This is a genomic window from Cytobacillus sp. SAFR-174 (assembly GCF_051964675.1).
Taxonomy (GTDB): Bacteria; Bacillota; Bacilli; order Bacillales; family Cytobacillaceae; genus Cytobacillus.
Genome location: NZ_JBQCMZ010000001.1, coordinates 25,680 through 48,008, shown reverse-complemented (window position 1 = coordinate 48,008; position 22,329 = coordinate 25,680). Strand labels below are relative to the sequence as shown.

The 22,329-nt window shown below is 41.1% G+C and carries 18 protein-coding genes; 7 read left to right on the top strand and 11 right to left on the bottom strand.

The window, feature by feature from the left end:
- Nucleotides 1-8: 8 nt before the first annotated feature.
- Together ACTHRG_RS00230 and ACTHRG_RS00225 are read right to left on the bottom strand one after the other, a co-directional pair.
- The gene (locus ACTHRG_RS00230; protein WP_175609051.1) at nucleotides 9-164 is read right to left on the bottom strand and encodes a hypothetical protein; all 156 of its coding nucleotides are present in this window, start codon (nucleotides 162-164) and stop codon (nucleotides 9-11) included.
- Nucleotides 164-325 (bottom strand): hypothetical protein, encoded by a 162-nt coding sequence (locus ACTHRG_RS00225; protein ID WP_166672519.1) that lies wholly within the window; start codon nucleotides 323-325, stop codon nucleotides 164-166. Before ACTHRG_RS00225 ends, ACTHRG_RS00230 begins: the two co-directional genes overlap by 1 nt.
- A 169-nt stretch (nucleotides 326-494) precedes the next feature.
- On the opposite strand from ACTHRG_RS00225, the gene ACTHRG_RS00220 reads away from it, so the two are divergent.
- Nucleotides 495-842, top strand: a complete 348-nt coding sequence (locus ACTHRG_RS00220) for a DUF3905 domain-containing protein (RefSeq protein ID WP_076256918.1) — start codon at nucleotides 495-497, stop codon at nucleotides 840-842.
- Nucleotides 843-930: 88 nt separating this feature from the next.
- On the opposite strand, the gene ACTHRG_RS00215 is transcribed toward ACTHRG_RS00220, so the two are convergent.
- Nucleotides 931-2,295: a TrkH family potassium uptake protein gene (locus ACTHRG_RS00215; RefSeq protein WP_076256917.1), complete on the bottom strand. Its 1,365-nt coding sequence runs from the start codon at nucleotides 2,293-2,295 to the stop codon at nucleotides 931-933.
- 137 nt (nucleotides 2,296-2,432) lie between these two features.
- Between ACTHRG_RS00215 and ACTHRG_RS00210 the strand changes: the two genes are divergently transcribed.
- From ACTHRG_RS00210 to ACTHRG_RS00195, 4 genes are all read left to right on the top strand, one after another.
- Nucleotides 2,433-3,551: a CdaR family transcriptional regulator gene (locus tag ACTHRG_RS00210; RefSeq protein WP_076256915.1), complete on the top strand. Its 1,119-nt coding sequence runs from the start codon at nucleotides 2,433-2,435 to the stop codon at nucleotides 3,549-3,551.
- A gap of 104 nt (nucleotides 3,552-3,655) precedes the next feature.
- Nucleotides 3,656-5,068 (top strand): glycolate oxidase subunit GlcD, encoded by a 1,413-nt coding sequence (glcD, locus tag ACTHRG_RS00205; protein WP_076256913.1) that lies wholly within the window; start codon nucleotides 3,656-3,658, stop codon nucleotides 5,066-5,068.
- Entirely contained in the window at nucleotides 5,065-6,390 is a 1,326-nt protein-coding gene (locus tag ACTHRG_RS00200) for a (Fe-S)-binding protein (protein ID WP_076256911.1), read from the top strand. The genes glcD and ACTHRG_RS00200 overlap by 4 nt, the downstream gene beginning before the upstream one ends.
- 111 nt (nucleotides 6,391-6,501) lie before the next feature.
- Nucleotides 6,502-6,702 (top strand): alpha/beta-type small acid-soluble spore protein, encoded by a 201-nt coding sequence (locus ACTHRG_RS00195; RefSeq protein WP_009331086.1) that lies wholly within the window; start codon nucleotides 6,502-6,504, stop codon nucleotides 6,700-6,702.
- Between the two features lie 49 nt (nucleotides 6,703-6,751).
- Here ACTHRG_RS00195 and ACTHRG_RS00190 read toward each other — a convergent pair whose 3' ends face one another.
- The 6 genes from ACTHRG_RS00190 to ACTHRG_RS00165 all read right to left on the bottom strand — a co-directional run bounded on the left by ACTHRG_RS00190 (nucleotide 6,752) and on the right by ACTHRG_RS00165 (nucleotide 16,351).
- Complete coding sequence (locus ACTHRG_RS00190) at nucleotides 6,752-7,906, bottom strand: anti-sigma factor domain-containing protein (RefSeq protein ID WP_076256909.1); 1,155 nt, start codon at nucleotides 7,904-7,906, stop codon at nucleotides 6,752-6,754.
- On the bottom strand, nucleotides 7,903-8,649 hold the full coding sequence (gene sigI / locus ACTHRG_RS00185; protein WP_076256907.1) for an RNA polymerase sigma factor SigI: 747 nt from the start codon (nucleotides 8,647-8,649) through the stop codon (nucleotides 7,903-7,905). Before sigI ends, ACTHRG_RS00190 begins: the two co-directional genes overlap by 4 nt.
- Nucleotides 8,650-8,906: 257 nt before the next feature.
- A complete protein-coding gene (locus ACTHRG_RS00180) occupies nucleotides 8,907-9,383 on the bottom strand; it encodes a hypothetical protein (RefSeq protein WP_076256905.1) in 477 nt (158 codons plus the stop codon).
- A 178-nt stretch (nucleotides 9,384-9,561) separates the two neighbouring features.
- Complete coding sequence (locus ACTHRG_RS00175; protein ID WP_076256903.1) at nucleotides 9,562-12,819, bottom strand: efflux RND transporter permease subunit; 3,258 nt, start codon at nucleotides 12,817-12,819, stop codon at nucleotides 9,562-9,564.
- 180 nt (nucleotides 12,820-12,999) lie between these two features.
- Nucleotides 13,000-14,379: a Na+/H+ antiporter NhaC gene (gene nhaC / locus ACTHRG_RS00170; protein WP_440230412.1), complete on the bottom strand. Its 1,380-nt coding sequence runs from the start codon at nucleotides 14,377-14,379 to the stop codon at nucleotides 13,000-13,002.
- 394 nt (nucleotides 14,380-14,773) lie between these two features.
- The gene (locus ACTHRG_RS00165) at nucleotides 14,774-16,351 is read right to left on the bottom strand and encodes a peptide chain release factor 3 (RefSeq protein WP_076256900.1); all 1,578 of its coding nucleotides are present in this window, start codon (nucleotides 16,349-16,351) and stop codon (nucleotides 14,774-14,776) included.
- A 189-nt stretch (nucleotides 16,352-16,540) separates the two neighbouring features.
- On the opposite strand from ACTHRG_RS00165, the gene ACTHRG_RS00160 reads away from it, so the two are divergent.
- A complete protein-coding gene (locus ACTHRG_RS00160) occupies nucleotides 16,541-17,416 on the top strand; it encodes a metal-dependent hydrolase (RefSeq protein ID WP_076256898.1) in 876 nt (291 codons plus the stop codon).
- A 181-nt stretch (nucleotides 17,417-17,597) separates the two neighbouring features.
- Entirely contained in the window at nucleotides 17,598-18,815 is a 1,218-nt protein-coding gene (locus tag ACTHRG_RS00155) for a NupC/NupG family nucleoside CNT transporter (protein WP_440230411.1), read from the top strand.
- Nucleotides 18,816-18,869: 54 nt separating this feature from the next.
- On the opposite strand, the gene treC is transcribed toward ACTHRG_RS00155, so the two are convergent.
- Nucleotides 18,870-20,555, bottom strand: coding sequence for an alpha,alpha-phosphotrehalase (gene treC, locus ACTHRG_RS00150; protein ID WP_076256895.1), 1,686 nt, complete (start codon nucleotides 20,553-20,555; stop codon nucleotides 18,870-18,872).
- A 43-nt stretch (nucleotides 20,556-20,598) separates the two neighbouring features.
- Nucleotides 20,599-22,275, bottom strand: a complete 1,677-nt coding sequence (locus ACTHRG_RS00145) for a glycoside hydrolase family 13 protein (protein WP_440230410.1) — start codon at nucleotides 22,273-22,275, stop codon at nucleotides 20,599-20,601.
- Nucleotides 22,276-22,329 lie beyond the last annotated feature (54 nt).

The window sequence follows — 22,329 nt, the reverse complement described above, 5'->3', positions numbered from 1 at the left end:
CCGGTTTTTTAGCATTTATCCCGATCTTTCTTTTTATCTTTATCACGGTTCATAAAGGGCAGCTCGTAAAATTTCCCGGCATTTATATCCCCAAACTCCATGCCGAATTCTACGTTGGCAGAGCCATTCTGCCGGCTTGTTTTCCGTGGTTTATTTTGATCCACTAGGCTCTTCCCTCTCTCCCATGTTTGGAGTTGCGGTTAGCCATTTTCATGGGATTTTCTCCCTGGCTGAATTCTGCCGAAAACTCCGATTCCTGAAGGTTCTTCTTAGGCGTCTTGCTGTATTTTTCAACAGCATTATACTCAGCTTTTCGTTTTGCCATCCCAATCTCCTCCTGAGAAAATTTCTTCGTGTTAAATTATATCTTCAGCTTTAACACAGGTTTATTTTTAGTAAAATAATCGGTTTCATTCCTCACTGTGCCTTCCTTATTTTGCATTCATAAATTTTTCTCCAGTACAAAAAATAGAGTAAAAAGGAATGAGCCGCTTATGACAAATGAGAAGAAGTTAAATAAAAGCATTGGCATTGACGAGACACTTCCACATCAAATTGAAGCTCCGAGCTTCAAGGACACAGGCATGAAGCTTCAGCCTCCTTTCAAGAACTCTTTTGGCGTAACTATCGGGGACAGTCATTATTCCTCAAACAGTTCACCGCTGGAAAACTGGAGTGATGAAACAGATCCTGCAGTTATGGCTGGAGACGAATGGATTCATCCTACAAATGATATCGGCTGGAATACAACAGAAAACAAAGAACTCCTTGAAAGCAAAAAACCGCCTCAAGCATACCCTTTTATGCATCCGACTAAGGATGTCAGCCGCGGAACAGATTGAAATAGGGAATCGCTTTGCCTCGAAAGAACTGAGCGTTCTAACTGCAGAAATTAAAAGTAGTCCGGAAAAATATTCCGGGCTGCTTTTTTTAGCCAATAATAACCCGCTCTTTTGGATAATGGTAATTTGGCTGTTTTTCTTTTCCGCCTATAATAAATAAGAAAGAGGTTAATCCAATTCTTCCAATAAACATTAAGGCCATTATGATGCACTTTCCAACAATTGACAATTCAGGTGTTATTCCTAACGAAAGGCCCGTAGTACCAAAAGCTGAACAGACTTCGAAAATAATTTCAATAAGCTCCATCTGCTTTTCTGTAATGCTTAGTATGACTACAGAGAAAAAACACATTCCAATAGCAAGCAGTGTGATGGCAAGAGACTTCAGAATATCATCTTCATGAATTTCTCTTTTAAATATTTTTATATCCCGGTTTCCTTTTGCAAAGTGATAAATAAAAAGTATATTTACAGCAAAGGTCGTCGTCCTGATGCCCCCGCCGACAGAACTGGGTGACGCCCCGATGAACATTAAAATGCTCATTATGACGAGTGTAGGCATTGTAAACTCGTTAACATCCATGGTTGAAAGACCGCCGCTCCGGGTGGTAGCGGATTGGAAGAATGCATAAAAGAAGCTTTCATGCCAGGTCATGCCTTTAAAATATTGATTAAATTCCATGATGAGCAAAATAAGTGTTCCAAACACAAGAAGAGCTGCATACGTAACAGTCGTCAATTTTGAAAATAAGGAGAATCGAAAAGAGGGCTCCTGGTCCCATTTATTCCGAAATAAAAATTGCTTTAATTCGATAAGAACAGGAAAACCTATAGCTCCCAACGTAATCAGAATAATATTGATCAGCTGCACGAAATAATCGCCGGCATAAGGTTTAAGAGAGGCTCCTGTTATATCCATGCCTCCGTTGGTTGTTGCACTGACAGAGGCAAACAGCGCATGCAGAAATGCATCATCCCATGCAGGGTAATATTTTAGAAAATGAAAACCCAATATGAGCGCACCAAGCGTTTCAATTACCAATATTATTTTAATGATTTCTTTCACTAAATTGACAAGGCCTGACAAGGCATATTGATTATGATCGACCATGATGAGGCGGCGTCCTCTTAATCCAATCTTGCGGCCAAGCAGGAGCCAAAAGAATGTGCCCAGGGCCATGATCCCTATTCCGCCAAACTGAAGTATGAACATGATGACAAAATAACCAAAAACACTATAAGTTTCTGATATATTCACCACTGTCAGACCGGTAACACTGACTGCACTTACAGCAGTGAAAACCGTATCAATAAATGCAACCTCCACTCCCGGCTTATGTACAGCCGGTATTCTTAATAAAAGTACCGATACAGATACTGCCAATAAATAATATCCGGATATTACTTGGGCAGGTGTTAGTTTATCCAGCCAGCTTCTTACGTCTTTCCACATATCATACCTGTCCCCTTCAAAATTTTTCTAACCCTTATCATAATGAATATACCCGGTTTTTAAAAGGGATATTAGAAAATTCGCAGGAAGTTTTTTATTTATATATAATAAAATCAAAAACCAAAGGGAGATTTGATATGCTGCTGCCTGATCTGGCTGAAAAAATCATAGCTGAAGTCCGTCAGTTTCTTCAGGAAGATATCATAGTTGCCAATACGTGCGGAGTGATCATTGCAAGCACAGACGCCGGCAGAATAGGCAATTTTCATGAAGGAGCATTGCTTACTATAAAACATAAAGAAAAGCTGATTATTACAAGGAAGGATCAATCACGCCTTCAGGGTGTAAAAGCGGGTATTAACCTGCCGATCTTTTTCAAAGGGGAAACTGTTGGCGTTATCGGCATTACCGGAAATCCCGATGAAATTTCCCCTTTCGCAGAAATCATCCGCAAATTGACAGAGTTGTTTATCAGCGAAAGTTACTTTGCAGAGCAGCTCGATTGGCAGGCCCGCGCAATGGAAGGTTTTATGTTTGACTGGCTGCAGACTAAGGAGTGGGATCCCGCATTCAAAGAACGGGCTCATCTGCTGAAAATAAACCTCTCAGTGGACAGACAGGCATCTATCGCTGAATTCAGGCAAACTAGCCAATTGCTTCATCGTGATCTTTGGAATAGAATTTTATCCTGGAAGGAAGCAGGGCCCAATGATATTCTGATTCGCTGGGGCAATGATCGAATTGTCCTTTTAGCAGGGGTTTCTTCAGCAGAAAAAGATCGCAGCATAAGGGAAAAGATCACACGCTTCCATCGTTTTCTGGAAAACCTGCTTGCTGCCAAAGTAAGTATCGGCACCGGAAAACCATTGCCTCCCTTCAGTCTGTCCGAATCATTTATGCAGGCAGAACGAGCTTTAAAAATCGCAAAAGACCGGGGCACCATCATTTTTGATCAGGATTTGACCATAGAAATGATATTTGATGACCTTTCTCCGGAAACTAAGAAGGACTTTATAGAAAGAACCATCGGCACATTTATGTATGAAGAGGATCTTATGGTTACTCTTAAGGAGCTGTTCAGGCAAAATCACTCTTTGAAAAATACTGCTGAGGCCCTGCATATACATATTAACACCCTTCATTACAGACTAAAGAAAATATCAGAGCTTTCAGGACTGTATCCCTCAAATTTGAATGATTTAATGAAATTATTCATAGCTGTAAAGCTTTTGGAGGAAGGTACAAAAAATATTTAAAACACACCTTAATATTTGTATAATTATCCATAGCAGGGGTTCCCTGCTTTTTTTATACTTAAAGAATAGATATTGCCAGCCTATTATTAAAGGAGAGGATCTATTTGGTTGACGTACAAATAAAGGAAAAATTTATCGATATTGTTGGCGCAGAAAATTATGATGACTCAAAAGCCGGGCGCCTCGTTTATTCTTATGATGCCACTCCCAATTTCCAATCGATGCCAGATGCGGTGATCAGTCCCCGAAATGCTCAGGAAATTTCCCAAATCCTTAAAATTTGCAGCAGCAGAGGAATTCCAATCGTACCAAGAGGATCAGGCACCAATTTATGTGCAGGCACCTGTCCTACAGAAGGCGGAATTGTTCTCCTGTTTAAGCATATGAATAAAATTATTGAAATCGATGAAGAAAACCTGACAGCTACAGTACAGCCGGGTGTTATCACACTTGATATGATTAATCAGGTTGAAGCAAAAGGGCTATTTTATCCCCCTGATCCAAGTTCAATGAAAATAAGCACAATCGGCGGAAACATCAATGAAAATTCAGGCGGACTGCGCGGATTAAAATATGGTGTTACAAGGGACTATGTGATGGGGCTGGAAGCTGTACTTGCGAACGGAGATATTATCAGAACGGGAGGCAAGCTTGCAAAGGACGTGGCAGGATATGACTTTACCAGGCTGCTGGTTGGATCTGAAGGAACTTTAGGGATAATCACGGAAGCCACATTAAAGTTAATCCCGCTTCCTGAAGCAAAAAAGACCATGCTTGCTCTCTTTCAGGATCTGGAACAAGCTGCGAAATCCGTCTCAAAGATCATCGCTGACAAAATCATTCCGGCCACGCTTGAATTTTTAGATCAGCCAACACTAAAAGCAGTAGAGGATTTTGCACAAATCGGTTTGCCGACTGATGTTAAAGCTGTGCTTCTTATCGAACAGGATGGGCCGGTTGACGTTGTGGAAAAGGATATGCAAAAAATGGCTGAAATCTGCCAAAAGCAAGGAGCTGTATCGGTACAGCTTGCAAAATCCGAAGAAGAAGCCGAAGCCTTAAGGACAGCAAGGCGTGCCGCCTTATCTGCGCTTGCACGCCTAAAGCCGACAACCATTCTTGAAGATGCTACAGTGCCAAGATCTGAAATTGCCAATATGGTAAAAGCCATAAACGAAATTTCCAAAAAATACGGACTCTCCATCTGTACTTTTGGCCATGCCGGGGATGGAAACCTTCATCCGACATGCCCTGCAGATGCCCGGGATAATAATGAAATGGAACGGGTTGAAAAAGCTTTCGAAGAGATTTTTATCAAGGCGATCGAACTCGGAGGAACTATAACAGGAGAACATGGAGTAGGAGTCATGAAAGCTCCTTATCTTGAACTGAAACTGGGCCAGGCAGGGATTGATGCCATGAAGGCTGTAAAGACAGGCTTAGACCCCAATAATATTCTTAATCCCGGCAAAATTTTTGCCAAGGACAATAGAAAACGTGTGGTGGTTACACAATGACAACATTAAAAGAACAGACAATCATTCAGGAAGAATTTGTGAAGCGAATGGATGAAGATGAGCTCCTGAATTGCATGCGATGTGGCTTTTGTCTCCCTTCATGCCCTACCTATGTAGAGTCAGGCTTTAATGAAGCGCACTCCCCAAGGGGAAGGATTGCATTAATGAAAGCTGTTGCTGACGGATTGATTGAACCGGATGAAGATGTTGAGAGATCACTTGATCTTTGTCTGGGCTGCCGGGCATGCGAGCCTGTATGCCCTTCAGGGGTAAAATATGGACACTTGCTGGAAGAAGCGAGAGATATTATTAACCAGAATAAGAAACACTCGCTTCCGGTAAGGGCAGTTCGCAATTTGGTCTTTAACGGGCTTTTTCCCCATCAGAACAGAATGAGGGCAGCTGCAGGGCTTTTGGGCTTTTATCAGCGTTCAGGCCTGCAATCGGCCGCCAGAAAAACAGGGATGCTGAATTGGCTTCCAAAAAACCTCAGTGCAATGGAAAAGGTGCTTCCTCAAGCACCAAAATTAAAAGAAATGAAGAATAGGCCATCCTATTTCCCAGCAGATAAGCCAGTAAAGAAAGCCGCTTTTTTCACCGGGTGCTTAATGGACACGATGTTCCTTGAAACCAATAATGCAACAATAAAGCTTCTCCAGCTTGCCGGATGTGAAATTCATATTCCTCAAAATCAAGCTTGCTGTGGTGCTCTTCACGGTCATAGCGGCGAAAAGCAGACAGCTAAAGATCTGGCAAAGCGGAACATAGAAGCTTTTGAAAAACTGGACGCAGACTATATCATCTCAAATGCAGGAGGATGCGGGGCATTCCTTATCGACTATGGCCACCTGCTTAAAGATGACCGGGAATGGCACGAAAGAGCTGTAAAGTTTTCGGAAAAACTTAAAGATATCAGCCAGATTCTATATGAACTTGAATTTCATAAAAAAGTTCACCTTGAGCTTCCGGGGCAGGTCTTAACCTATCAGGATTCCTGCCATTTGCGCAATGTCATGAAAACCTCCATAGCACCTCGTTTCCTTCTGAAATCAATCAGGGGCATTGAATTCAGGGAAATGAAAGATGCAGACAGATGCTGCGGTTCAGCCGGTATCTATAATATTGTTGAATCTGAAATGTCTATGCAAATACTTGATCATAAAATGATTCAGGCCAAGTCAGCAAATGCTGCGGTGATTGTGACCTCTAATCCAGGCTGTCTTCTGCAGATGAAGCTGGGGATTGAACGGGAAGGTTTACAGCATAAGATTAAAGCTGTTCACATAGCAGACATCCTGTTAGAGGCTGCCTTTGAAAAATAAACATCATGCTTATGCCGAAATATTACCACTTATGAAAACCCCTTTTTAATTCATACTACAAATACAGAGGAATGGTAACTCTGTAAGACCAATAAAAAGGAGTTGAATACAATGGCAAGAAGCAGCAATAAGCTTTTAGTTCCTGGTATTGAACAATACATGGACCAGGTCAAATATGAAATTGCCCAGGAATTTGGTGTTCAATTAGGCTCTGATACAGTATCCCGGGCTAACGGATCTGTAGGCGGAGAAATTACTAAGCGGCTTGTCCAGCAAGCTCAGGCCCAAATGTCCGGCCAGAATAACCAATAACAACTTCATATAAATGGAAAAAGTCCGGAGCCTGCTCCGGACTTTGATTTTATCGTTTTCCTCTATCATCATGCTTCCCTTGATTGTTTCCGCTGCCTTTATTGGGATTGTCACTATTCTTCTGGTTTTTCTCATGACCTTTCCAGCCTCTGTTTTTCTCATTATCACTTTCTTTGGAACTTCTCTCGGGGTTATTTCTGTTTTCATTACCCTTGTTATTTTTTTTTTCGCTTGGATGATTCGGATGTTTTTGGACTTTTACCTTATTTCCCTGATCTTTTTTTCCTTTATGATCGTGTCTTTTTTCTTGATTATTTCCATTGTTTTTCCCGCTGTTATTCTGCTGTGTTTGCTGGTTCTCAGATTTCTTTAATTGCCCCGGAACAGCAGGTTTTTCTTTATTAACTCCTTTATTTCCCTGCTTTTTTAATTGGCTTTGGGTATTTTCTGCAGGTTTTTGCGGAGGTTGTGTTTCTTTATCTGACTGTTTATTCGGATTTACAGGTTCAGAATTTTCCTTCCTGTCATCTTCAGCCTTTAATTTACTTTCCTTGTATACTCCGGCTGACAGCCCTTTATCAATAGCTGCTTCTCTTTCCTCTTCACTTGCTTCCAGTAAAGTTACCTCAAGCTGCTCTTTTTGTGCCGCTTGTTTTATATCTGCTAACTCTTTCTGAATGTGCTCATCCGCTTCTTTATTCTGTTCTGTATACACTGCAGCAATGACTACCTCTTTATTTTCCTTAAAATAGCCCTGCTTCTTTATCTGAAGGAGAATTTTGTCAGCCACTTCATGAATGCTGTTCTTTTTCCAGTTCTCGATGTTCTGGATAATAAGTTTTCCTTCTTCATTATAAGGAATGAGTTCTACTACCTGATATTCCTGATTGACCCCTAATTCAATACTCGGATTGACGTCTATTGACATATAAGCGTACACTTCGTCGTTTTGCAAAAACGGCAGAAAAGACACGATTGCGAGCATCATCGCAAATGCTGCTGCCATTAATCCTTTTCCTCTGGATAATCTAAAAATAGATAGAGGACGCGACAACTTTCCGTTTTTCAGTTCTATTGGGAAGAATGCAATTTCCTGGCCTATTGCGTATGCCTGATCTTGTTTTCGGGCCCGCAGAAATTCTCCTTCCGGGGTTAATAGTGTTAAAAAACGTTCGTTTATTTCCATGATTATACCTGTTTTCACGTTTCCAACACCCCTTTGATATAATCCTTTAAAAAGACATAATCGCCAGTTAATATCAGTGATATGGCAATTATATATTTTCTATTTCTCTCTATTGTTTTTCTGCTTAAAGATACATAACCCTCCAGCTGCTTTATTGGCAGCTTTTTTTTGTCAAAAAGAATACTTTTGAGCTCTTCATTTTCAACCAGAATTTTGGCTACAGTCATAGCATTTTTTCGAGCATCCGCATGTTTTGGGGATTGTTCGATCAAATCACTGAAGGTAAGGCCGAATTCCTGAAGAATCTGCGTAAACTGGAAAATTTCTTCTTTCCTCAGTTCTTCATCTGTTTTTTTCCTGTAGTCTTCAATGGACAATTCATCTTCTATTGCCGAGCTGGCCGTATCATCATCTTCCAGATTAGAGACTCCATTAAAGCTGAGATTCTGAAATTTGGATTGCTTACGGATATAATCAATAACCCGCCTTTTAATCAGCACTTCCGAAAAACTGATGAGTGAACTTCCCTTATCAGGACTGTACTTTTGAATGGCTTCATTAAAAGCTATGAGGCCAATGCTAAATTCATCATCAGATTCATGAATATACCTCTTGCAGACTGATGATACTGTTTTAGCAATAAACGGCTTATATGACTCTATTAGCTCATTATTCAATGCTGCATTTCCCTGCTGTATTAATTTAACCGTTTCTTCGAGCGATTTTTTACGCTTTTTCGGCATAAACAATAAACCCAGCAATAGCCCCACCTCTTTTCAAATCACATTATATCATACGGCGTCCAATCCGTATTTTGGGCAGGGCTATAAAAGCTTTTTAATACACTTTTGAAACTCATATGATTTCACCTTATGAAAAAGCGGCCGCTTGTTCATTACAACTGTACGGATTCAGGGAAGGGATTTGTGGGGGTAATGTAAGAAAATATTTTAAAAAAGAAAAAAGCTTCAGCACCACTAAAGTAATTAGTGTGACAAAGCTTTTTTAATCAATAAAACTAACTTTGAATGGTTGGCTTTCTCCATTTCAGAATTAACCACCTGATCAGCAGGCCGGTTACTACACCTGGAATAACAAATATCATAGGAAGAAAGACCGGCCCCAAAAAAATCCCAAACAATTTGAGTTTTGTTGAGTACATTAGTCCTACAGTGACAAAATAGGCACTGAATACAAAAGGAAGGAATGATAATTCTTCCTTTTCCGGCATAGCACTGCGGTATGCATCCCACATTGCAAACATGTAAAGACAAGGATAAAACATGAGCCACTGATAATTAAGGACATGAACAGCTTTATCAATTTCGCCCATAAAACTGTACATGATGGCCGAATTAAAATGGCTGTATACATTAATGATAAATTCAAGGACGACAAACAATGTCCCCTTCCACAGCTGCCCCGCCAATAATTGGCTAAAACCCGGCAATGCAATACTCCAAAAAACCGCTTCTAGTTTACTGAGTTTTTTCATTTCATTACCACCAGCTACAAGTCGATACTTTTATTGTGCTCTGAATATTGGTCAATTATCAATTTATTTTCCAGATATTTTCCTGAAACACCATCTAAAAATTAGACTTCAGTGCAAAAATAAGACTCCTTCATTAAAAGGAGCCTTTATCAGATCTAGGAATTATCATCCCGTTTCTTTACTTATCATCGTCATCTCTTTTTACAATTTCTAATAATTCCTCCAGCATGGCTGCCATATCATCTCTGCTGTAGAATTTGGCATCAGAGGATTGAAGCTGTTTTTTGTCTTCGTCATTATCGTGATTCCAGTTTTTGTCCACTTTTTCTTCAAGCAGGTAAGCCGGTACTAAGTGTCCATCCGGTGTTGCATACATTTTATTTAATCGCCGTGTATCCTTGTCAAAAAAGCTATATACAACTGGTATGACAAATAGTGTCAGGAACGTACTGCTGATCAGCCCGCCAATAAGAGTAATACCCATGGGCTGGTTAATTTCTGTTCCTTCTCCAATGCCAAGTGCTAAAGGCACTAAGCCAAGTATAGTAGTTAAGGCCGTCATAAATATTGGCCTTGCACGGTCCTTAACTGAAATAATTATGGCATCGTAGCTCTTAAGACCCTGCTCTTTCTTTTGGTTAATATAATCGACAATGACTATTGCATTATTCACTACAATTCCTGCAAGCACAATAATCCCGATTATGGCTGTTAAACTAATAGGTGTTTGGGTTACGGTAAGAGCAATTGCCACGCCTATAACCATGAGCGGCACAGTAAACATGATAACCAGCGGATACTTAAGCGACTCAAATTGAGCTGCCATGACAAGATAAATAAACACGATTGCCAGTACAAATGCCAGAATCAGGTCATCAATGGATGATTCCAGCAATTCTCTGTCACCGCTAAAAACGATTTCTGTTTCATCCGGCAATTTCAGATCGGCAATTTCTTTATCCACTTCTTTTGACATGGCACCCATGTTTGTAGAAGATTTGTACTTTAATGTAAATTGGACAGCATCCTGCTGATTAATGCGCTGAATATTTACCGGTCCTTCTCCTCGCTCAATATTAGCTACATCACTCAGAGCGGCATAATTGCCATCAGGCTTTTTAATAAGCAATTTCTTCAAATTCTCTATATCCTGTGTGACTTTCCGATCGTACTCAACAAAAACGCCATATATATTTGATTCATCGTCTATCATTTGTGTAGCACGATTGCCCCGGGTTACATCATTTACTGCCATGGCTACCTGGGCGGGAGCCAGACCCTCTTCAAGAGCCTTTTCACGGTCCACAGTAATCTGAATTTCCTCAACGGTATCCAGGAGATCAGTTGACAATTCGGTTACGTCCTCAAGGTCTTTCAAAGCATTATAGATTTTATCAACATTTTCCTTTAAACGGCTGGGATCTGTGTCCCTCACACTAAAGGTCAGTGTATTCGGCGATGTACCTGCTGTCGACTGTGTATTAAAAGAGAGTTCTGCAGTTTCATTAACCTTTGAAGCAGCACTTTCCAGATCCTTTTTCACCTCATCGACAAATTCAAAAGTAGACCTTTCCCGCTGATCCAGCTCTTTCATTTTGATATACAATTCAGCGATATTGGCATTTTTCGAGCCCCGGAAGGACCCTTCCTGTGTAGTGCCGATTAGACTGACAAAGGTATCAACTTCTTCTTCATCCTTTAATTCTTCCTCTAAAGCCGATACAACCTTTTCTGTTTCTGAAAGTGCAGTACCGTTCTCAAGCTCCATACGCACCGTAAAAAAGCCTTCATCTGCATTTGGCAGAAATTGTGTGCCTACTGTGGTCAATCCAAAGCTGCCCGCTGCCAATAACAGCATGGTAATAGCGATTACCGCTGCTCGATTCCGCAAAGACCACTTGATTGATTTTTCAAGTGATCTCATTAAACCTGTTTCCTGCCTTTTTGCCTCCGTGTTTGTTCTTGGAGACTTCAGCAGCCTGCTCGCTAGCATTGGCACTATTGTCAGGGCAACAACCAGAGATGCAAATAAACTAAAGGAAATGGTCAGGGCAAACTCCTTAAACAATTCACCGATTATTCCAGTTATAAATACTACTGGGAGGAAAACGGCAACTGTCGTCAGGGTGGAAGCCGTAATTGCACCTCCTACTTCTTTTGCCCCAGCACTTGCCGCCGTTTTCGGATCTTTCCCCATTGATAAGTGGCGGTAAATATTCTCAATAACCACGATGGAATTATCCACCAGCATGCCTATTCCAAGTGCCAATCCGCCAAGAGTCATAATATTTAAGGTGAAATCGGAAAAATACATTAACACAAACGTGAAAATAACTGAATAAGGAATAGAGATTCCAATGATGAGCGGACTTTTGACATTTTTCAAAAAGAAAAACAGCACAATCATCGCAAAAATACCGCCGAGAATCAGTGAATTTGAGATATTTCCTATTGCAAGACTTATGTAATCCCCCTGGTCGAAAAGTATTTCTGATTCAATATTTTCAAACTGTTCCTTTTCAAGAAGATTATCCAATTGCTTAATAAATTGGTCTGAAACCTCTGCCGTATTGGCATCGGACTGCTGCAGAACACTCAGTAAGACAGATGGAGCCTGGTTTGTGCGCGTGATGGTGCGATCATCCTGGCTGGCCAGCTGAACCTCTGAAATATCATCCAGGCTTACTTTATTCCCTGTTGCGGGGTCTGCAGTTACCGTAAGTTTTTTCAGTGTATCCAGGGAATCAATGGAGCTGATAATTCTGGTTGTCAGCTCTTTTCCCTCAGTCAAGACAGGATCACCCGGCATTGATATATTATTGGATTCAATTACATCCACAACATCCGCCTGGCTAAGTTTGAAATCTCTCAGCTTTTCCTGGTCCAGTTCCACTCTTACTTCCTTAATCGCAGTTCCTGAGAGATTTACGCTTGCTACTCCTTCAACTTTAGACAGCTCGAGGTTCAGTTCTTCAGCAAGCTTTCTTAATGCTTCAGGCTCCTCATCTGCACTGAGAGATAATTGAATAATCGGAAACTGAGCAGGGTCAAACTTCATAAATCGCGGATTATCAGCTTCATCAGGAAGCTGTGTCTGATCCAGTCTTTGAATGACCTCACTTTGTATTTCATCAATATCTGTAGTCCAGGAAAATTGCATCAAAATGAAGTTTGCGCTCTCCTGTGAGGTAGAGGTCAAGGTCTTGATCCCCGGCAGCGTTGCCAGATTTTCTTCAAGCGGCTTTGTTACTTTTTCCACCACTTCATCGGGACTTGCTCCAGGATACGAAGTGACTACTACTCCAACAGGAGGATTAAGATCTGGTATGAGTTTTAATGGAATATTTAAGAGGGAGACTACTCCTAAAATAAGCACTAAGAACATCGTAACCAATGTAAAAATTGGCCTTTTGATTGAAAAATCGCTTATTCGCACACATTCTGCTCCTTTCAAAGACTGGATGAGATAATCTTGTGATCGATATCATGTAGAAATTAACACATTTTAACTATATTAAAGCAACTAATGCGATGCAAGCAATCAGTGTGCTGTCAATAGAAAAATTACAGCAGCTCTTTATCCACAGAAAAAAGCAGCCTATGCAGCTGCTTTCCTCTATAATTTTTCGATTTTCAAACCCGTAAATCCATAGATTAAGGTGATTACAGGACTGAGCAGACAGAATAATGCAAAAGGCATATAAGCTGTTGTTTCTACACCTAAAACACCTGTTAGAAATACTCCGCAGACACTCCATGGAACTAATGGGTTTACTACCGTGCCTGCATCTTCAAGAATTCTGGAAAGATTCTTTGGGTGCAGTCCGGCTTTTTCAAAAGGCTCTCTGAAAGCATTTCCTGTTAAAAGAATAGACAGATACTGTTCGCCTAGAAGGAAATTAATCCCAATCGCTGTTCCTGCTGCTGCCGCCACTAGAGCTGACATCCGATTCAAAAACCCCTTGACCCCTTCCAGAAGAGCTGGAAGGATCCCAAGCTTAAAGAATAAACCGCCCATAGAAAGCGCGAGCAATACCAACGAAATCGAAAACATCATGCTTTCCATGCCGCCTCTTGATAAAAGGGCGTCAACTTCTTCTGAACCGCTATTTGAAGCATATCCCGAAAACAGCAATGTCAAAACTTTTTCCAAGCTGAAGCTGCTTTGAACCATAACGGCAAATATTAATGCAGATACGATGCCAGCTGACAGCGTAATAATAGCTGATACTCTTTTAATGGCCATTATAGTCAAAATGGCAAACGGAATAAGGGAGTACCAATGCACCAGTCCCTCATCCAGCAAAGTTTTTTTCAGCTGGGCAATCTTCGAGAAGTCAGACGCTGCCTCCGATGGTGACAGGAAAGCAAAGATTGCCAGTGAAATGATAAAAGAAGGAATCGTTGTCCAGGCCATCGTCTTGATATGCTCAAACAAATCCACTTTCACTGTCGATGATGCCAGGTTGGTTGTATCGGATAGGGGCGACATCTTATCTCCAAAAAATGCGCCGGAAATAACCGCACCTGCCGTAATTGCATCCGAGAGCCCCAAAGCAGAACTGACTCCCATAAAGGCTACTCCCAATGTAGCAGCTGTTGTAAGTGAGCTTCCTATACTCATGCCGATCACTGATGATACCGCAAATACAATGGCATAAAAGAACTTTCCATTAACAGCTTCCAAAGCCATGTAAATAAATGTAGGAATCGTGCCGCTCGCCATCCAGCTGCTTATCAGCATCCCGATTAAAAAGAAGATGAAAATAGCCCCTAATCCGGACTGGGCACCTTCAATAAGCCCCTTTTCCAGCTGTGTTATAGATACTTTTCTTATTAAACCGTAAGCTATTAACCCCATTATCGCGAAAACAACCGGAATATGGGGAACTGCCCCGGCAAAAATAATCGAATAACTGATTCCGCCTAAAATGATGAACGTGACAATGAGTGCCTCCAGGGGCTTTAAATCTAATGCTGCCTGATCATGATGCATAATGTATTCCTCCTAAATTTGCCTGTAATTTTATACAAACAAAAAGAGCCCTCTCGCCTATAGGGACGAAGGAGCTCCGCGGTACCACCCTAATTGATAAGCTAACGCTGCTTACCCACTTAAAAAGTATTGTCCATATTGGATGCAGTTGTATTTCGACCATTGCTGCCTGGATTTTCATCAGCCATCCAGTTTCTATTTGCTGCCGGCAATTACTCTACTTATTCTGCGGACAAGATCTTTGATTGAGATTACACTTTCCGCTTTTTAACTTAAACGCTTTTTAGCGTTAAAGTGTATGTGTTAATACTATATTATCAATTGATAGATATGTCAATAGAAATGAGGAAGGAAAAAATGGAAAGCTAAAACGGCCCATAAAGGGCCGCCAGCTTTATTCCGAGTCCATCGGATTATATAGTTTTACATCAGGATTTTTTTCCTGGAACCATCTGAGTGCAAAGTCATTTTCAAAGAGAAAGACATTTTTGCCGTATCGGTCTTTAACCAGGAGACTTCTTCCGCTGGAAAGGTTTTCGTTGACCTCATCGCCTTCTACCCAGCGTGCGATCTTGGAGCCTTGTCTTTCCATATATACTTCTGTGTTATATTCATTTTTCATGCGGTGTTCAAAAACTTCAAACTGAAGCTGTCCCACTGCACCCAGGAGGTATTCTTCCATTTTGACTGTCTTAAACAGCTGGATGGCACCTTCCTGAACCAGCTGCTGGATGCCTTTATGAAAATGTTTTTGCTTCATGACATTTTTTGCTGTTACTTTAACAAAAAGCTCGGGTGTAAATTGAGGAAGACGTTCATATTGGAAGTTATTTTTTCCGGCTGTTAATGTATCGCCTATTTGATAAGTTCCCGGATCATAAATTCCGATGATATCTCCGCTGACTGCAGAATCAACTGTACTTCTGTCATCAGCCATGAATTGAGTTGACTGCGCAAGCTTAATGGACTTGCCTATTCTTGGTATGTTCACAGCCATGCCCCGCTCAAATTGGCCTGAACAAATTCTTAAGAATGCAATCCGGTCGCGATGTGCAGGGTTCATATTGGCCTGAATTTTAAATATAAATCCAGAAAATTCTTCTGAAAGCGGATCAATTTCCCCTGCAGTCGAATTTCTCGGCTGGGGCGGCGGTGCAAATTGCAGGTAAGACTCAAGGAAAGTCTGTACACCAAAGTTGGTCAATGCGCTTCCAAAAAACACAGGTGTCAGTTCTCCATTTGCAATTCTCTCTCTTGAAAACTCATTGCCTGCTTCATTTAACAGCATAATCTCTTCAAGCGTCTGATCATATAGTCCAGAATCCTTAATGGAATGGCTGCCCTCTATTTCACCTTCCTGATTTAAGGTAATAAAGCGTTCCTCTTCCTCTACTCTGAATTGCTCAATTCGATTATTAAACCGATCATATATCCCCAGGAACTCTTTCCCCATCCCAATAGGCCAGTTCATTGGGTAAGATTCAATTCCCATAACTTCTTCTAACTCAGCAAGGAGCTCAAGGGGTGCTTTCCCCTGACGGTCAAGCTTATTCATAAAAGTAAATATCGGAATTCCTCTCATGCGGCAGACCTTGAATAATTTAAGTGTCTGCTCCTCGATACCTTTAGCTGAGTCTATGATCATAACTGCACTGTCAACGGCTGTCAGCGTGCGATACGTATCTTCACTGAAATCCTGGTGACCAGGCGTGTCTAGAATATTTACACGCGCTCCCTCATATTCAAACTGCATCACACTGGAGGTTACAGAAATTCCACGCTGCTTCTCAATCTCCATCCAGTCACTTGTCGCATATTTGCCTGTCTTCTTCCCTTTAACTGTACCTGCATCACGAATGGCACCACCGAACAATAGGAGCTTTTCGGTAAGCGTCGTTTTACCGGCATCCGGATGGGAAATAATCGCAAACGTGCGGCGGGATAAAACTTCTTCTTCAAAATTTTTGGGCATAGTAGTTCCTCACTTACTTATATGAAAATTTGTTGATCAAGCAATCAATGTGTCACTTAATTATTGCAATACCTTCAATTTTATCGCTCTCAAGTCAAGTTTGCAACGCATTTAAGATTGCATATTTCTTTTTATTACTCTTTTTGAGGCTTATAATAGGGAAACTAAATGTAAAAAAGGAGGTTAAATATGGACACAATTACTCATACTTTATTTGGCTTGAGCCTATATGGCGCAGTGGATAAACAGAGGATGGATAAGAACTCCAGAAGAGCGTACCTGCTTACCGCTGTAGGGGCAAGTCAAATTCCCGATATTGATGTCATCTCGCGCTTCTGGGATACAGAAGGACTTTATCAGATGTGGCACAGGGGAATTACCCATTCCGTTTTCCTGACTCCAGTGTGGGCTCTGCTGTTTTTGCTGCTGTCCATCCTGCTTTTTAGAGTCAATGATAAGAAGCTTTTTCTGCTGGGATGGCTCGCAGTTTTCATACATAATACCAGCGATTTATTTAATGCATGGGGCACAGGTTATTTGGAGCCATTTTCAACAATGAGGGTTACTTTTGGTACGATTCCAATTGTTGATTTGGTGTTCTGGATCATAATGGGGGCAGCCTATTTCTTTACAAAAAGGAATAAGTCAAAATCCCCTTACTATTTTAAAATGGCATGGGCATTTATGCTTCTTCACGTAGTAATTCAAAGCACTCAGGGTTACCTCATTTATAAGCAATATGATGAAAAATATGAACAAGTTGCCCTATCGGCAGAGTTTATACCATGGACTTATTCCGTTATTACAAAGAGAGATGATGAAGTGACCATATTCACTGATACTCTTTTCACCGAAAAGACAACCCAGTATGTGCTTCAATCAAAAGAAGCTGCGGATTTGGACAAATTGTTTTCTGAGCGTCCTGAAGCGAAAACCCTTTATGAATGGTCTCCATTTGTCGTTCTTGTTGATGATGATGAAAGGCTTGGACTCTATGATCCCCGTTTTTACAGAAACGGCCAGTCATTTTTATTCGAATATATTGAAAAAAATACGGAAAGATGAGCCATGTGCTCATCTTTTTCCGTTTATCCCCATTATTTACTTCATGCATAGTATTTTCATGAATTTATTCCTTTTGCACATAATACAACTATTGGGCTTTACAAGCAGTTTCACAAGGGAATAGGATTACTGCTGCTGATTTTTGCCGGGAAAAACTACTACATAGTGAAGGGGTGTAAACATGAATTTTATTTGGGGGATATTCGGTATTATTGTCGTTTTAGGGATAGCCTTCCTGCTTTCAAGCAATAGAAGGGCGATAAGTGTAAGAACAGTTGCGGGAGGGCTTGCCATTCAGCTGATTTTCGCCTTTCTCGTTTTAAAGTGGGAAGGCGGCAGAAAGGGATTGGAATGGCTCACAATGAAGGTAAACGATATAATCAATTACGCCAATCAGGGAATAAATTTCTTATTTGGCGGCCTTTTTACAGATGAATCGGGCATTACCTTCGTTTTCGCACTTCAGGTTTTGCCTGTTGTAATCTTTTTCTCATCATTGATTTCCGTCCTCTATTACTCAAGGATTATGCAGTTTTTCATTAAGATCCTCGGCGGTGGACTGGCTAAGCTTCTCGGGACCAGAAAAGCGGAATCCATGTCTGCAGCAGCCAATATATTCGTGGGGCAAACAGAGGCTCCGCTTGTGGTCCGCCCATTTATCGCTGATATGACAAAATCCGAGTTGTTTGCGGTCATGACCGGAGGCCTTGCTTCTGTGGCAGGATCTGTTTTAATTGGTTATTCCTTATTGGGTGTGCCTCTCGAATATCTTCTGGCAGCTAGCTTTATGGCTGCACCTGCCGGGTTGGTCCTGGCCAAAGTGATGCTTCCGGAAACGGAAGATAAAGAAGAGCCTAAAGAATTTGATATGGAAGTGGATAGCGATTCTGCCAATGTCATTGATGCAGCTGCAAAAGGAGCAAGTGTCGGACTCGAGCTCGCTTTAAATATCGGCGCAATGCTGCTGGCCTTTATTGCTTTGGTTGCTTTAATTAACGGGCTTCTTGGATGGGTTGGAGGGCTATTCGGGCTGGAAGGCTTAACGCTCGAAATCATTCTTGGATATGTGTTCTCTCCGCTTGCGTTTGCTATAGGAGTTCCATGGTCAGAAGCCGTACAGGCAGGAAATTATATTGGCCAGAAGCTAATTTTGAATGAGTTTGTTGCTTATTCTGCTTTTGCACCGGATATCCCGACTTTATCTGATAAAACGGTGGCGATCGTAAGCTTCGCCCTTTGCGGATTTGCCAATATTTCCTCATTGGGCATCCTGCTGGGAGGACTTGGCGGATTGGCCCCGAACCGCAGGCAGGACATTGCACGGCTTGGTTTGAAGGCAGTTGCTGCGGGTGCCTTGGCATCTATGCTAAGTGCCGCCATAGCCGGAATGCTGTTTTAATGAACTATGAAATAAAAATATGGAAAATCCCCCCGCAGGCCGGGAGGATTTTTTCTATTTCTTTAAATAATAGATAACGGATTCATATGGCCTTAATTGGATGGTCTCCGCAGCAGAAGGTGACTGCTTGTAATTGGAAAGTAAGATTTCTTCTTTATATTCATCTGCTTGAATGTGTTCAGGAAGGGTAAATGACGTTTCTTTCCCATAAAAATTATTTACGACCAACAGTTTTTCATTATCACCATTCCGAACATAAGCAAATACATCAGGGTGATCTTCAGAAATCAGTTCATAGTCACCATAGGTGATTATATCGTACTGCTTTCGAAGCTGGATCAGCTTTTTATAATGATAGAAAATCGAGTTCTCGTCCTTCAATGCGTTTTCGGCGTTGATTTCCCTGTAATTGGATGCGACAGGAATCCATGGGGTTCCATCGGAGAATCCGGCATTTTCAGTACTATTCCACTGAACAGGCGTCCGGGAATTATCGCGCGATTTGCTTTTGAGAATATTAATTATTTCTTCCTCTGCCATTCCCTTTTCCTTAAGAATAGAATAAACATTCAGTGATTCTACATCTCTGTAGTCTTCAATCCTCTCAAAGCCGGGATTTGTCATGCCAAACTCTTCACCCTGATAAATATAAGGAGTTCCCTGCATCATATGGATGGCTGTTGCCAGCATTTTAGCAGATTCACGATGATAGTATTTGTCATCACCATACCTTGATACAACACGGGGCTGATCATGATTGCACCAGAATAAAGCATTCCAGCCTCCCCCTTTGTGCATTTCAGTTTGCCATTTTGATAAAATTTGCTTTAATGCCGTAAAATCAAAATCAGCGAGTGCCCATTTCTCTCCATTAGGGTAGTCCACTTTTAAATGATGAAAGTTGAAAGTCATGCTTAATTCTTCACGCTCGGGGTTGGAATACTTTATACAATGATCAATTGTAGTGGATGACATTTCCCCAACTGTCATACTATCGTATTTTGAGAATACTTTATCATTCATTTCATGCATAAATTCATGTACACGAGGGCCGTCGGTATAGAATTTTCTGCCGTCGCCCGGTGGTACAGAGCCGTCATCATCCGGAAAATCCTGATCTTTGGAAATCAGATTAATTACATCAAGTCTAAAGCCATCTACACCTTTTTCAAACCAGAATTCCATCATGTCATACACTTTGCGGCGAAGGTCTTCATTTTCCCAATTTAGATCAGCCTGTGTAACATCAAAAAGATGAAGATAGTATTGGCCGGTTGCTTCGTCATATTGCCATGCATTTCCGCCGAATTTGGATTCCCAGTTTGTCGGCTCGCTTCCATCTTCCTTAGGATCTTTCCAGACATAAAAATCTCGGTATGGATTGTCTTTTGATTTTTTTGCTTCCTGGAACCATTGATGTTCAGTGGAAGTATGGTTAACAACAATATCCATAATGATTTTCATGTCCCGATTATGGGCTTCTTCAAGGAGCTTATCAAAGTCTGCCATTGTTCCATATTCCTCATGGATGCTGAAATAGTCGCTAATGTCATATCCGTTATCACGCTGTGGAGATTTATAAATGGGTGTCAGCCAGACGACGTCCACACCTAATTCTTTTAAGTAATCAAGCTTGGCAATAATTCCAGGAATGTCTCCAACTCCATTTCCTGTCGTATCGTTAAAGCTTTTCGGATAAATTTGATAAACTACTGCTTTTTTCCACCACGGTTGTTTCATTTAGAATCACCCTGTTTTAGTTTTTTAGAATAATGCTTTTCTTTTAGCTGTTAAAGAGAAGCACCTGAGTTTCGTATGGACGAAGTTTCATTGTTCTGCTGATTTGTATATCTTTATAATTCCCAATCAGCGATTCAAATTTTTCCCCCTGAAGGTCTGCAGGGAGTTCTGCTTCAGTGTTTCCGCCATAGAAGTTGCACATGACGAGAAGAGTCTGATTGCCCAGTGTTCTTGTATAGGCGTACACTTCGGGGTGATGATCGAGTATAAGGTTATACTTTCCGTAAATAATAATTTCATTTTTCTTTCTAAGTTCAATAAGCTTTTTATAATAATGAAAAACAGAGTCAGGGTTTTCCATGGCCTTTTCGACATTAATGTCTTTATAGTTAGGATTCACTTTTATCCATGGAGTTCCTTCCGTAAATCCTCCGTGCCTGGAAGAATCCCATTGCATTGGCGTTCTTGCATTGTCACGCCCTTTTGCATAGATGGCATTCAGTGCCTTTTCCTCTGTCCAGCCATCGTTAAGAGCTTCTTTATAAAAGTTAAGTGTTTCTATATCTCTGTATTCATCAATGCTTGAGTAACGTACATTCGTCATTCCAATTTCTTCGCCCTGATAAATATATGGAGTTCCCTTCATCATATGCAGCAGTGTTGCCAGCATCTTTGCTGACTTATCCCAATACTCTGCATCATTCCCAAATCTTGAAACAGAGCGCGGCTGATCATGATTATTAAAGTAAAGACTGTTCCAGCCAACCTCATCCAGTTCATTTTGCCATTTGGTCAGATTTGTTTTTAAGTCAAATAGATCCAGGGGTTTGAGGTCCCATTTGCCATTTGGCCCGTTATCAAGACTAACATGTTCAAATTGGAAGACCATATTTAACTCATTGCGTGATTCACCTGTATATTGCCGAGCCCACTCCGGATTTACACCAGGCATTTCACCGACAGTCATGACATCATACTTCGATAGGGCCTTTTCATTCATCTCCTGCAGGTATTCATGAATTTTTGGGCCGTTCCGATAATACTTGCTTCCGGAAGCATATTTCTTTCCTGGCTTTGGTTCATCATCTGGAAGTCCCTCCACTTTGGAGATAAAGTTGACTACATCCATTCTGAACCCGTCAATCCCTTTTTCAAGCCACCAGGTCATCATGTCGTATATTTCTTTTCTCAGTTTCGGATTCTCCCAGTTGAGGTCCGGCTGTTTTTTTGAAAACAAATGCAAATAATATTCTCCTGTACTTTCGTCAAGCTCCCAGGCAGACCCGCCGAAATTGCTGCCCCAGTTATTTGGCTCCTTTCCATTTTTTCCTTCATGCCATATATAGTAGTCCCTGTATGGATTATCTTTCGATTTCCTTGCTTCTGAAAACCAGATATGCTCGTCTGAACTATGGTTCACTACCAGATCCATAATGAGTTTGATGCCTCTTGTATGCAGCTCTCCAAGAAGCTCTTCCCAATCCTTCATTGTTCCAAACTCACGCATAATTTCCTGATAATCACTGATATCATAACCATTATCATCATTTGGTGATTTATAAACTGGAGAAAGCCAGACCACATCAATTCCAAGCTCTTTCAAGTAATCAAGTCTAGAGATAATTCCCTGTAAATCTCCTATTCCATCTCCATTGCTGTCCATGAAGCTTCGAGGGTAGATTTGGTAAACTACACTCTCTTTCCACCATTGCTTCTTCATAATGCAACCTCCGGTATATTTAAATATTGATCAAAGCCTAAAAATGGCGATACC